We start from the raw sequence: 13,275 nt of genomic DNA on the forward strand, positions 1-13,275 counted from the left end.
TGTGAACTCACAGGTGGGGCGGGCGCTTTGGGCAGTGACGGGCGCCGCCGGGGCGTTCGCCGCGGTCGCCGCCGGCTGGCAGGTTCTCGGCGACGTGGGCCCGGAGCAGTTCGCGTTCGCCGGGGTGAGCGCGCTGATCGGCGGAGCCCTCACCTGGTTCCAGGCCGACGGCCCCCGGAGGCCGTCGGTGCCACCGCATCCGGTGCCCCGGGAACTGCCCCGTGACATCGCCGACTTCACGGGCCGCGGGCCCGAACTGTCTGAGCTCGAAAACCTGTTGCGCACGAGGGACCGGTCGACCGGGCCGCTCGTCGCGATCTCGGGCAGGGGAGGACTGGGCAAGACGACGCTCGCGGTACGGGCCGCACAGCGCGTGGCGGCCGACTTCCCCGACGGGCAGCTGTTCACGAACCTGCGCGGGTACGACGCCACGCCCGCCGAACCCGCCGAGGTACTGGGCAGCTTCCTGCGGTCGCTGGGCACCGACCCGCATGCGATTCCCGAGGCCCAGCAGGACCGCGAGCAGTTGCTGCGTACGCTGACCACCGGACGCCGACTGCTCATCGTCCTCGACAACGCCAACGGACCCGGACAGGTGCGGCCGCTCCTGCCCGGCGGGCCGGGCCCGGCGGTGGTCGTCACCAGCCGGGTCCCGCTGAGCAGCATCGAGGGGGCACGCCCGATCGTCCTCGGCCTGCTGCAGCCCGGCGAGGCGGTCGAACTGCTGGGCAGGGTCGCCGGTTCGGACCGGGTGGCGGACGACCCGCAGGAGGCGGCGCGCCTGGTGGCGCTGTGCGGGTACCTGCCGCTGGCCGTACGCATCGCGGGAGCGCGGCTGGCCGAGCGTCCGGACCTCGGCCTGGCCGCGCTGGCCGAGCGGCTGGCCGACGAACGTCACAGGCTGGACCACCTGGAGATCGGAGATCTCGATGTCCGGGCCACCTTCATGATCAGCTATCAGGGCCTGTCGGACGAGCAGCAGCGGGCGTTTCGACTGCTGGGCCGCTTTCCCGGACCCGACTTCGCGGCCTGGCCGCTCGCCGCGCTCATGGGTGTCGCGACGCGCGACGCCGAGCGCCACCTGGACGCGCTGGTGGCCGCGCAACTGCTCGATCCCCTCCGCCCGGACGAGACCGGTGCCACCCGCTACCGGTTCCACGACCTGCTCCGCGCCCTGGCCGCCGAACAGCCCGAACCCGAGGCCGACGCCGCGGCCGGCCGGCTGCTCGGCGCGTACCTCACGCTGGCCGCCGAGGCGGAGGACCGGTTCCAGCCGGGCGAACTGCGCAAGACCGGTGGCCACCCGCGCCACGAGATCGAGGCCGGGCACCGCGACCGGCTGCTGCTCGACCCGGTCGCATGGTTCATCGCAGAGCTGCACAACGTCGCGCCGTGCGTGCGGTTCGCACACGAACGGCAGTTGTGGGACGCTGCCTGGGAACTCGCCCACATCGCCGCGCCGTTCTTCGAGATGCTGGCCGCCTGGGACGACTGGGACACGGCGTTGGGCCTGGCTCAGGACGCGGCCCGGCAGTCCGGGAACCGCCGGGCGGAGTCGATCACACTCTTCGACGCAGGGGCGCTGTACCGCTACCAGGGCCGGCCCGACGAGGCGGCGGCCGCCTACGAGGAGGCGCTGGCCGGTTACGAGGCGTCCGGCGACCGGCACGGCGTGGCCGCCGTCCTGCTGGGACAGGGCATCGTCCACCGCAACCGGGGCACGTGGGACCTGGCCGCGCAGTCGCTGACCGCCGCCGCCGAACAGCTGGCGGCCGCCGGGGACCGTCGGCTCGCCGCGCAGGCACTGCGCAGTCTCGCGGTCGTCCGGCGCGGCCAGGGGCGGCTCGACGAGGCGATCGCGTCGTTCCGGCAGGCGAGGGAGGAGTTCCACCGGCTCGGGGACAGACGAGCCGAGGCATTCGCCTGGCGCGGTCTCGCACAGGCCCTTCTCGACAACGGCGCCCCGGACACGGCGGCGGACGCCTTCGGCAGAAGCCTGGAGCTGACCCGGGAGCTGCACGATCGCAGGGGTGAGGCCCGGGCACTCCAGGGACTCGGCCGGGTCGAAGCCGCCCTCGGCACGAGCTCTGCGGCGCTGCGCCGCTTCGCGCAGGCCAGGGAGATCGCCGAGGAGACCCACGACCAGGCCCTCAACGGCGAACTCGACCACGACATCGTGTCCGTGTCCGGGGCGTAGCCGCGTCGGCCGCCGGCGCGTGGCCCACACGCGCAGCCGGTCCAGCCGGGCCCTTCGCCGGTCCGTCGGTCAGCCGCGGCCGCTCGTGGACATCGGTGGAGCGGACGCGTCGGCCTGTCGTAGTTCGGCGAGGAGGACGTTCTGCCCGTCGAGGAGTTCGGTGAGGATCCGGCGGGCCGCGCGCAGGAGTTCGGCGACGTCCCCGCCGGCCAGTGCGTAGCGGACGGTGGAGCCCTCCCGGGTGGAGACCACGATGCCGGAGCGGCGCAGGACGGCCAGTTGCTGGGAGAGGCTGGACGGCTCGATCTCGATGTCGGCGAGCAGATCCCGTACCGGGACGGGCCCGTGCTGGAGCAGCTCCAGGACCCTGATCCGTACCGGGTGCCCGAGCATGCGGAAGAAGTCCGCCTTGGCCTGGTAGAGGGGGACTTGCATGACCGCTCGCTCTCTGCCGGGACGGGTGGGGGCGCCGAGGTGCGGCGGCGCCTTGCGACACCGCCGCACTGGCCCTGTTCGGCCGATCCTTGCCGCCCGGGGCCGTGCGCAGACATGAGTTGGGATCATGCTGATGTGGTCACTTGAAGAAGTTTTCACATCATGGGCGCACGAAGTCCCGAAACCTGGAGAGTCGCTAGACCTCGAGTTCTTCCTCGACCCGCTTCAGCTGGTGACGGGCCATGGCGAGGTTCGAGCGCTCCTTGTCGAGCACCAGATAGAGGAACAGGCCGTTCCCGCTGCGGCCGGTGATCAGGCGGATGAGGTGATACTGCTTCTCCAGTGTGATCAGGATGTCCTCGATCCGGCTCTTGAGGCCCAGCTCGCCCATCGTGCGCACCTTGGCCCGGATGACATCCGTGTTCCCGGCCGCCGCGACCGTCAGATCGAGGTCCTTGCCCCCGCCCAGGGTCCCCAGGGCCATGCCGCTGGTGTAGTCGACGACCGCGGCTCCCAGTGACCCCTCCACCCCGGCCATCATTTCCTTCAGCGACACTTCCACGCTCGCCATACTGGCGCCTCCCCTTCGCATGCGGATGGCGACGGACCAGCGGTCGCCGGCCCGCCCGATGCAGGGACCGTAGGTCGGCGGGAGTGACGCCGGGACGGCGTTCTCCGGGTCTGACGCATGCTGGCCGATCAACTGCGCCGCCGGATCGTTTGAGCGACGGAAACTGGTTCGATGAAGGGCGAAGTTGACTCTGCGCAGAAGTGCCCACTGTGAAAGCCGAGATGTTCCGCGTCCGGTCCGGATCTTGGTGCGCGGTGTCAGCGGGGGACGCGGCACTCCGTCGCCCAGGACCCCCTGGCGCGGCCGAGGCACCCACTCGTACAAACGGGACCGTCCTCGGTGTGCGCGCGCGCCGGCAGAACTGTGAAGATCCTTTCCCGGGTGCCGTCGCCCGCCCGTTCCGCAACCGTCGCTCGGTGCTTACCCGACGAGAATGCGCCGAACACGCTTTGATTGCAGCCCAGTTGGAAGAGCCGGGACGCCTCGGGTTGTCGACGGTGCCGGCACCCCGGAGAACTTGCGTCACCGCAGGTCACGAGGCGCGTCGTCCGTCGCTGAGGCACCCACGGGCGGTCGCCTGTCTGTTGACCCGTCTTCAAATCCCGAGCACAAATTCCACACAGCCCTCTCTTCAGACGGGCCCGGATGGTCTAGATTGACCGTGCTTCGCATGCTGGGACACGGGGCGACAAATGATGATCTATGGGTCGGGCGATGCGGGCGGCCAGTGGCCGCGTCCGTGCCGCCGGACGTGGGGATGATCAATTCCTGGGGCCCGAGAGGGACTTCGGGTGCGGGGAGCACCTGCGGTTTCCACGGGTTCCCGCGCACCTCGGGAGCCTCGCAGGGCAGGCAAGTCCGCTGCGGCACGGGCGGGTTGTACAAGCAGCGCTGAAGTAGCCGGGATGTCATACGCGGAGGGCGGGGGCCGTCCGCGGGAAGAACAGCGCGGCGCGGGGAGCCGGGGGGCCTCCCGGGGGCGGAAGCGTACGGGAGGCGGGGGCCTCCCAGGGGGAGGAACGGTGTCAGGGCACCATGTCGAACCACTGGGGACCGGGGGGCTTCTGTGCGGCAGGGGGGACTAGTCGGCCCTCTTCCGCCGGCGCGCGGGCATCTGGCGCACGGGGGAATCAGCAGGCCGGCGATCGAATGGGAGCAGCGGTACCGCCGTACCGTGATCATCAGCGATACCGTCGCCACCGCCTTCGTGGTGGCGGGGATCGGCGAGTTCTTCGGGGCTCGGGACGCGGCCAACTGGCATGAGAAATGGGGGATTCTCGCCTTCGGCACCGAACTGCTGGTGCTGTCGGCGCTCGTGGTCGGCCGGTCGTGGGCTCCGGCCGTGCTCGGCCAGGGCGCCGAGGAATTCCGCCGGCTCGGACGCTCGCTGTTCGCGGCGACCGTCGTCCTGGCGCTGGGTGGAATCGCCCTCACCTCACGCAACATCAAACTCTGGATCTTCGTCGCGATTCCCGCGGTCGGGCTCGTGACCATGACCGCGCGGTATCTGCTCCGCCTCGATCTGCACAGACGGCGCAAGGACGGGCGGTGCCTGAGACCGGTGCTCGCCGCCGGCAGCCCGGCCACCGTGGGCGACCTGATCACCCGGACCCGCAAGTTCCCGCACATCGGCTGGCGGGTGGAGGCGGTGTGCACCACGGACGGCCGCGGGCTCGACGGCGACGAGCTGGACGGCGTGCCGGTCGTCGGCGGACTGGCGGACGTCGCCAAGCACGTCCGCCACGACGGCTACCGCGTCGTCGCGGTCACCCCGGACCCGCACTGGACCCCGGACCGGTTGCAGCGGCTGGCCTGGAACCTCGAAGGCAGCGACGCCGAGATGGTCGTGGCCCCCGTGCTGATGGAGGTGGCCGGTCCGCGGCTGCACGTCGACGCGGTGCTCGGGATCCCGCTGCTGCGGGTCAGCCTGCCGACCTTCACCGGGGGCCGCCGGGCGATCAAGGAAGTCGTCGACCGGGTGGGCTCGGCGCTCCTGCTGATGCTGTTCGCGCCGCTGATGGCGTTCGTCGCGCTGCTCGTACTGGCGGACAGCCGGGGCGGGGCCTTCTACCGCCAGCGCAGGGTCGGCAAGGACGGCCGGGAGTTCACGATTCTCAAGTTCCGCACCATGGTCGTCGGCGCGCACCGGGCACGCACCGAGCTCGCCGACCGCGACGAGGGCGCGGGGCTGCTGTTCAAGGTCCGCCGGGATCCGCGGGTGACCCGGGTGGGAGCCGTGCTGCGCCGGTACTCGGTCGACGAACTCCCGCAGCTCTTCAACGTGCTCACCGGAGCGATGTCACTCGTCGGCCCGCGGCCCCCGCTGCCGGAGGAGTGCGCCGCGTACGACCCGGACATCCGGCGGCGGCTGCTGGTCAAACCCGGGCTCACCGGCCTGTGGCAGATCAGCGGACGCAGCGACCTGCCGTGGGAGGAGGCGGTCCGCCTCGACCTGCGGTACGTGGAGGACTGGTCGCTCGCCCTCGACACGGTGATCTTGTGGAAGACGATGCGAGCGGTGCTCCACGGGCAGGGGGCCTACTGATGCGCGGGGGGCGTCGGCCGGCCGACGCGCGGACCGCAGGCCACAAGGGCCTGCCTGGGGGGAGGGACGAGTCATGAGAGTCAGCGTTTTCGGGCTCGGCTACGTGGGCTGCGTATCAGCCGCGTGCCTGGCCGGCATGGGCCACGAGGTCATCGGGGTGGACGTCAACCAGGTGAAGGTCGACCTGGTCAACGACGGCAAGGCCCCGGTGGTGGAGGAACGTATCGGCGAGCTCCTTGCCGAGGTCGTGCGGACCGGAGCCCTGCGCGCCACCGGCGACGTCCGCGAGGCGATCATGGGCAGCGACGTGTCGCTGGTCTGCGTGGGCACGCCGTCGGAGCCCAACGGCAGCCTGTGCACCACGTACCTGGAGCGGGTCACCGAGCAGATCGGCGCCGCGCTGGCCGAGGGGGCCGAACAGGGGGGCCGGCATACCGTCGTCTTCCGCAGCACCATGCTCCCGGGCACCTGCCTGAACCTGCTGGTGCCGATCCTGGAGAAGAACGTCGGCGGCACCGCCGGGGTGGACTTCGGGGTCGCGGTCAACCCGGAGTTCCTGCGCGAGGGCACGAGCGTGCGGGACTTCTTCGACCCGCCCAAGACCGTCATCGGCGAACTCGACCCGGCAAGCGGCGACACGGTGCTGGCGCTGTACGAGGGCCTGCCCGGCGAGGTGTTCCGGGTGCCGGTCCCGACGGCCGAGGCGATCAAGTACGCGGACAACGCCTTCCACGGCCTCAAGATCGGCTTCGCCAACGAGCTGGGCGCGGTGTGCCAGGCGCTCGGGGTGGACTCGCACCAGGTGATGGACGTGTTCCTGGCCGACCGCAAGCTGAACATCAGCCCCGCCTACCTGCGGCCCGGCTTCGCCTTCGGCGGCTCCTGCCTGCCCAAGGACCTGCGCAGCCTGGTCCACGCGGCCCAGCGGGCCGACGTCTCGGTCCCCATCCTCGCTCACGTGCTGACCTCCAACTCCGACCATCTGCAGCGCGCGGTGGACCTGGTCGAGCGCACCGGCAAGCGCCGCGTGGGCATGTTCGGGCTGTCCTTCAAACCCGGCACCGACGACCTCCGCGAAAGCCCGCTCGTCGAGCTGGCGGAGCGGCTCTTCGGCAAGGGCTACGACATCAAGATCTACGACGCCAACGTGAGCCTCTCCCGGCTGATCGGCGCGAACCGCGAGTACATCGAGACCCGGCTGCCGCACCTCGCGCAGCTGCTCGCGGACTCCGTCGAGGAGGTGCTGGACCACGCCGAGGTGTGCCTTGTCGGGACCAGGGAGCCCGCCGTGACGGCGGCGCTGCCCCATGGCGAAGGACCGGTGATCGTCGACCTCGTCCGCCTTCCCGACGCCGAGACGCGCCGGACCGAACCGGGGTACATGGGCCTTGCTTGGTAACGCAATCAGCGGCGACGGTTCCGGCCGGCGCGCGCTGATCCTGGTGGAGAACCTGTCGGTGCCGTTCGACCGGCGGGTGTGGCAGGAGTGCACGACGCTGCGCGACGCGGGCTGGACGGTGCACGTCATCTGTCCGCAGGGCAGCAAGCGCGACACGGAGCCGGAGGCGGAGATCGACGGGGTGCGGATCCACCGCTACCCGTTGCGCGCGGCCACCGGAGGACCGGCCGGCTACCTGAAGGAGTACGGATCGGCGCTCTGGCACACGGCCCGGCTGGCCCGCAAGGTCGGCCCGGTCGACGTGGTCCACGCCTGCAACCCGCCCGACCTGCTGTTCCTGCCCGCGCTGTGGCTGAAGCGACGCGGCGCACGGTTCGTCTTCGACCAGCACGACCTGGTACCCGAGCTGTACCTCTCCCGGTTCGACCGCGGCGAGGACCTGCTCTACCGCGCCGTGTGCGCGCTGGAGCGGTGGACCTACCGGGCCGCGGACGTCGTCCTCGCCACCAACGAGAGCTACCGGGACGTGGCGGTACGCCGCGGCGGCCGGCGGCCGGAGGACGTCTTCGTGGTGCGCAGCGCACCCGCCGTCGAGCGGTTCCAACCGGTGCCGCCCGAGCCGGAGTTGAAGCGCGGCAAGCCGCATCTGCTCTGCTACCTCGGCGTCATGGGCCCGCAGGACGGCGTCGACTACGCCCTGCGAGCCCTCGCGAAGCTCCGCGACGACCTCGGCCGGACCGACTGGCACGCGGTGTTCGTCGGCTCCGGCGACGCCTTCGACGCGATGGTGGAGCTGTCCCGGCGGCTCGGGCTCGGTGAGCAGGTGCAGTTCACCGGGCGCATCCCGGACGCCGACCTGGTGCGCTACCTGTCCACCGCGGACGTCTGCCTCTCCCCCGACCCGCGCAATCCGCTCAACGACGTGTCGACCATGAACAAGGTCCTGGAGTACATGGCGATGGGCCGGCCGATCGTCTCGTTCGACCTGAAGGAAGCCCGCGTCTCCGCCGGTGAGGCAGCCGTCTACGCGGCCGACGACGACGAGACCGAGTTCGCCGCGCTCGTCGCGCAGCTCCTCGACGACCCGGACCGGCGGGCCCGGATGGGCAAGATCGGCCAGGAGCGGGTCGGCGGCCCGCTCTCCTGGCGCAACTCGCAAGCGTCGCTGCTTGCTGCCTACGCAGCCGCCTGCCGTGACCACACCCCGGTGTCGGCGGCCGATCAGGTTCGAACAGGGAAGAGGCAGCGCAGTTGAGCGAGGAATCGATACGTCTCGTCACCATCGGGCGGATATTCCGCCGGCGCTGGCGGCTTCTCGCCGTCCTCGCCGTCATGGGCGGGCTCGTCGGCTACGGCGCCTCGGTGGTCTTTCCGCCGCGGTACACGACGTCGGCGTCGGTCCTGCTGCCGGGACAGTGGGAAGAGCGTGAGCTGCTGACCCAGGTCGACATAGCGACCAGTACGACCGTGGTCGACCGCGCGGCCGCCGCGCTCAATTGGCGGGACGTCAGCGCCGCCGAGCTGCGGGACCGGGTGACCGCCTCGGCCGCCGACGGGAACATCATCAAGATCTCGGGTACGGCCGACACCCCCAAGCGCGCGCAGCAGCTCTCCGACCAAGTGGCCGCGCAGTTCGTCAAGTTCGCCGCACGGGTCGCAGGCGGTGGCACCGACTCCGCCGCGGCCACCGAGGCCGAGGCGCTGCGGAAGCAGGTCGAGGACACCAACCGTCGTATCACCGAACTGGCCGACGCAGCCGATCCGGGGCAGACCGTCGAAGGCGTGCAGGCCCGGACCGAGCTGGAGAAGCTGAGCACCTCGCTGGAGGAGGCCATGACCAAGCTGGACGAGGCCGACCCGGCGACCAACAAGGCCGGCATGGTCGTCATGGGCCCGGCGGCCCGGCCGACCGGCGAGGCGCCGCCGACGCGGACGCAGTTCATCGGCGCGGGAGCGCTGCTGTTCTTCCTGCTCGCGGTCGTCGGCCACCTCGCCGCCGCCCGGATGAACCGTCGGCTGCGCACCGAACCGGAGATCACCGCGGCGCTGGGCTCGGCGCTGCTGGGCACCGTCGAGGTGCCCGGCGACCGGCGCGGCGCGCACCGGCCGCAGGACGGCGGCCCACGGACCTGGATCCGCCGGCTCCTCGGCGTCGACACCCGGTGGGACCTGCCGACCCCGCCGAGATCCGACGACGAGGCCGCCCGACGGATCCGCTACCGCCGGGTGTGCGTCCGCCTCCGGGACCAACTGCCCGCCCCCCGGCGGCTGCTGGTGGTCGTACCGGACGGCGACGAGATCGCCCGCCGGGCCGCCGGACAGCTCGCCGCCGAGGCCAAGAGCGATCCGCAGCTGCGGGTGGTGGAGGTCTCCGTGGACCGGCCGATCGTGCCGGACCGCGACACCGAGTCCGGTGCCCTCGTCGTCCTCAGCGCGGGCAGCTGGACCGCGGAGGAGCTCGCCGGCATCGCCGAGGCGTGTGCGGACGGCCGGCACGAGGTCCTCGGCATCGTCGTCGCCGACCCGGTCCGCGCCCGTGAGACACGGTCCGCCGGCCACCACCCTCCGGACGACGCCACTCTCGCACTCGCGGTTCGCGGCCAGGCCACAGGAGGTTCAGCGTGACGACCAGCACGACCGCGGAGTCGTCGGCCGCCACTCCGCTTCTCGACGTGCAGGCCCTGGTGGTGGCGGTGCGCAGGCGCCGCCGCCTCTGGTACGCCACGGCGCTCCTCGGCCTGCTGGCGGGCTCCGGGCTGGCGGTCGCGATGCCGCCGGCGCCGACCGCGGTGACCGAAGTGCTGGTCGCGCACGAGGCGGACCAGCCGAACGACACCGGAACGCTGATCCGCACCGACGTCCAGCTGCTGCAGACCACGCAGATCGCCGGCAAGGCCCTGCGGTCCCTCAAGTCCCCGGAGAAACCCGAGGACTTCCTGCAGGACTACCGAGGCACCGGCCTGACCAACAACCTGCTGCAGATCACCGTGTCCGGCGACACCGACGCCCAGGCGGTGGCCCGCGCCAAGGCGCTGGCCGACGCGTTCGTCGCGGACCACGTGCAACGGATGCAGAAGACCGCGCAGGCCGAAGCCCAGGCCCTGCTCGACCAGCGGGACCGCATGCGGGACGAACTCGCCCAGGTCAACAAGGAGATCGGGAACCAGTCGGCGGGCAGCGACCCGAAGGCGTCGGCGACCCTCGAGTCGCTCTTCGCCCGCCGCGCCGAACTCAACTCGCGCATCTCCGACTTCGACGAGCGCGCCGCGGACGCGCGGACCGGCGCACCCCAGGTCGTCGCCGGCACGCAGATCGTGGACACCCCGCGCGCGCTGCGGCACTCCCTGCCCAAGGCCGTCGCCACCGACGCCGGGATCGGCCTCGTCCTCGGGCTCTTCCTCGGGCTCGCGCTGGCCGCGGTCGGCACGGTGGTGGCGGACCGCCCGGTGCTGCGCCGGGACATCGCGGCGAACCTGGGCGCCTCGGTCATCGCGGAGCTGCCGCGCCGGTCGGGCAGGCCGTGGCAGCGCCGCCGGACCCGGCTGACCCGCGAACGGCTCACCGCGTCCCTGGCCCGCACCCTGCGCGGCTCCGCGGAACCGGTGTCGCTGCTGGAACTGGGCTGTGCGCGCAGCGCGAGCGTGATCGCCCTGGACCTCGCCAGGGCCCTGGCGGCGGAGGGGCCGGTGACCGTCGTCGACGCGCTGCCCCGCCCGCAGTTGGCGGGCCGCCGCCAGAAGCCGGGCGACCCGACCGTGGTCGGCGCCGAGCAGGCCGCGACCGTGCCGCCCCAGGAGCGCCGGATCGGCGTCGGCTCGGTGGCGCCCGGCACGGCGTGGACCGACCTCCAGTACCTCGGCACCCAGACCGTGCTCGTGGTGCGGGCCGGACACGGCAGCGCCGCCTGGCTGCACACCGTGGCCCGGCAGCTCGCGGACCAGCGCATCCCGGTGATCGGTGTAGTGCTGATCGACCCCGATCCGCGGGACCGGACCGACGGCACCCTGTGGGACGGGTTGCACACCGCGCTGCGCGGCCGGAGCGAGCGGCCGGCCCGGCAGCCGGGTGGGGGTACCTCCCACGCCGTTCAGGCAGTGGGGGAGGGCCAGCGGCGGGCGGAGCGGCAGCCGGTGTGGGCCGTCCGGGGCCCGGACAACGACCAGGAGGCGCGGTAGCACATGTGTGGCATCGCAGGTACGTACCGCTGGCCGGACGGAAAGGTCGTGACCGACCGGCTCACCGACACCCTCGCCCACCGCGGCCCGGACGGGTCGGGCCGGTACAGCCACCCCGTGGGTGACGGCGAAGTGCACCTCGGGCACCGCCGGCTGGCCATCATCGACCTGTCCGACACCGGCGCCCAGCCGATGGCCTCGGACGGCCTCGTCCTGACGTACAACGGCGAGCTGTACAACGCGCCCGAACTCCGGGCCGAGTTGGAAGCCTCCGGGGTGCGTTTCCGCGGCACCTCCGACACCGAGGTGCTCCTGGAGGCCTGGCGGCGCTGGGGCACGGACTGTCTGCCCCGGCTGCGCGGCATGTTCGCGTTCGGCGTCTTCGACGAGCGCACCGGGGACCTGGTGCTCGCCCGCGACCAGCTCGGCATCAAGCCGCTGTTCCTGCTCCGGCGGGGCGGCGGCCTGGTGTTCGCCTCCGAGCTCAAGGCGCTCTCCGTCGCCACCGGCCGGTCCTTGCAGGTGGACGACGCGGCGCTGGTGGCCTCGCTGCTGTACTACTGGGTGCCGGACTCCCGGTGCGCGTTCCGCGAGGCGGAGAAGCTGGAGCCGGGGAGCTGGCTGAGGTGCCGGCCCGACGGGCGGGTGGAGCGCGGCCGGTTCTGGAGCCTGAAGGACGTCGCCGCCGAGGGCCGGGAGCGGGCCCTGGCCGGGGAGCGGCCGGACCTGGCCGCGATCGTCGAGGAGTCGACCCGGCGCCACCTGCTCTCCGACGTACCCGTGGCGACCTTCCTCTCCGGCGGCCTCGACTCCAGCTACCTGACCGCGCTGGCGGCCCGCCACCAGCCGGGGATCTCCGCCTACACGATCGGGTTCCGCGCCGAGGACGCCAGGTTCGAGGCGATGCCGGACGACCTGCGCTACGCCCGGCAGGTGGCCGAGCGGTTCGGCGTCGACCTGCACGAGATCGAGATCGCGCCGAACGTGCTCGACCTGCTGCCGCAGATGACGTACCACCTGGACGAGCCGATCGGCGACCCCGCCGCGATCAACACCTACCTGATCTGCATGGCCGCACGTGAGGCCGGGGTGAAGGTGATGCTCTCGGGGATGGGCGCGGACGAGCTGTTCGCCGGGTACCGCAAGCACCTGGCCAACCTGATCGCGCTGCGCTACCAGCGCGTCCCGCGGCCCCTGCGGCGCGGGGTGTCCGCGGCCGTGGACCGGCTGCCGGTCGCGACGAGCCGCCGCGGGTACCGGTCGGTGCGCTTCGCGAAGCGGTTCCTCTCCTTCGCCGACCTGCCGGAGGAGACCGCCTTCCGGCGCAGCTACACCATGTACGACCAGGACGAGCTGCTCGCCCTGCTCGATCCCGACCTGGCCGGGACGGTCGAGGACGTGCTGACCGAGCACGCGGACGTCTACGAGGACAACGACCTCGACGACTTCGTCAACCGCATGTGCCTCACCGACGCCCGGATGTTCCTGCCGGGCCTGAACCTCACGTACACGGACCGCTCCAGCATGGCGGCCTCGACCGAGGTGCGCGTGCCGTACGTGGACGTCGAGGTGGTCAGGGCGGCGTTCGCGGTGCCCGGCGACCGCAAGATCGTCGGACGGCAGGGCAAGGCCGTCCTCAAGGAGGCGGCCACCTCGGTCCTGCCCCGGGAGATCGTGTACCGGCCCAAGGGCCTGTTCAGCGCCCCGCTGCGGGCCTGGATGAGCCGGGACCTGGCACCGCTGGTGCGCGAGGTGGTCGAGGACGGCCTGCTCGTGCGGTCCGGGTTCCTGCGCCGCGACGCGCTGGCGCGCATGGTCGCCGAGGACGCCGCCGGGCAGCGGGACTTCTCCAAGCATCTGTGGCACGTACTGACCCTCGAGTACTGGTATCGCGACGCGACCGCTGGGTCCGGCCAGAGCACTCGGTTGACCGCTTAGGAATTCAGAGGAGTT

General features: G+C 72.0%; 9 protein-coding genes. 7 read left to right on the top strand and 2 right to left on the bottom strand.

Annotated elements, in window-relative coordinates:
- Nucleotide 1 precedes the first annotated feature (1 nt).
- Nucleotides 2-2,197: an ATP-binding protein gene (locus ABT137_RS19280; protein WP_351710314.1), complete on the top strand. Its 2,196-nt coding sequence runs from the start codon at nucleotides 2-4 to the stop codon at nucleotides 2,195-2,197.
- Between the two features lie 69 nt (nucleotides 2,198-2,266).
- On the opposite strand, the gene ABT137_RS19285 is transcribed toward ABT137_RS19280, so the two are convergent.
- Together ABT137_RS19285 and ABT137_RS19290 are read right to left on the bottom strand one after the other, a co-directional pair.
- A complete protein-coding gene (locus ABT137_RS19285) occupies nucleotides 2,267-2,632 on the bottom strand; it encodes an ArsR/SmtB family transcription factor (RefSeq protein ID WP_351710316.1) in 366 nt (121 codons plus the stop codon).
- Nucleotides 2,633-2,828: 196 nt separating this feature from the next.
- On the bottom strand, nucleotides 2,829-3,203 hold the full coding sequence (locus ABT137_RS19290; RefSeq protein ID WP_351710318.1) for a roadblock/LC7 domain-containing protein: 375 nt from the start codon (nucleotides 3,201-3,203) through the stop codon (nucleotides 2,829-2,831).
- Nucleotides 3,204-4,269: 1,066 nt separating this feature from the next.
- Here ABT137_RS19290 and ABT137_RS19295 point away from each other — a divergent pair.
- From ABT137_RS19295 to asnB, 6 genes are all read left to right on the top strand, one after another.
- Nucleotides 4,270-5,748, top strand: a complete 1,479-nt coding sequence (locus ABT137_RS19295) for a sugar transferase (protein ID WP_351710320.1) — start codon at nucleotides 4,270-4,272, stop codon at nucleotides 5,746-5,748.
- A 73-nt stretch (nucleotides 5,749-5,821) separates the two neighbouring features.
- Nucleotides 5,822-7,147 (top strand): nucleotide sugar dehydrogenase, encoded by a 1,326-nt coding sequence (locus ABT137_RS19300; protein WP_351710322.1) that lies wholly within the window; start codon nucleotides 5,822-5,824, stop codon nucleotides 7,145-7,147.
- Entirely contained in the window at nucleotides 7,137-8,402 is a 1,266-nt protein-coding gene (locus ABT137_RS19305; protein ID WP_351710324.1) for a glycosyltransferase family 4 protein, read from the top strand. Before ABT137_RS19300 ends, ABT137_RS19305 begins: the two co-directional genes overlap by 11 nt.
- Nucleotides 8,399-9,772, top strand: coding sequence for a Wzz/FepE/Etk N-terminal domain-containing protein (locus ABT137_RS19310; protein ID WP_351710326.1), 1,374 nt, complete (start codon nucleotides 8,399-8,401; stop codon nucleotides 9,770-9,772). The genes ABT137_RS19305 and ABT137_RS19310 overlap by 4 nt, the downstream gene beginning before the upstream one ends.
- Entirely contained in the window at nucleotides 9,769-11,322 is a 1,554-nt protein-coding gene (locus ABT137_RS19315; protein WP_351710328.1) for a Wzz/FepE/Etk N-terminal domain-containing protein, read from the top strand. The genes ABT137_RS19310 and ABT137_RS19315 overlap by 4 nt, the downstream gene beginning before the upstream one ends.
- Before the next feature lie 3 nt (nucleotides 11,323-11,325).
- Nucleotides 11,326-13,260 carry an asparagine synthase (glutamine-hydrolyzing) gene (gene asnB, locus ABT137_RS19320; RefSeq protein ID WP_351710330.1) on the top strand — a complete coding sequence of 645 codons (1,935 nt, stop codon included), beginning with the start codon at nucleotides 11,326-11,328 and terminating at the stop codon, nucleotides 13,258-13,260.
- Nucleotides 13,261-13,275: the final 15 nt, after the last annotated feature.

The sequence above is a fragment of the Streptomyces sp. NPDC001980 genome, assembly GCF_040296885.1.
Lineage (GTDB): Bacteria > Actinomycetota > Actinomycetes > Streptomycetales > Streptomycetaceae > Streptomyces.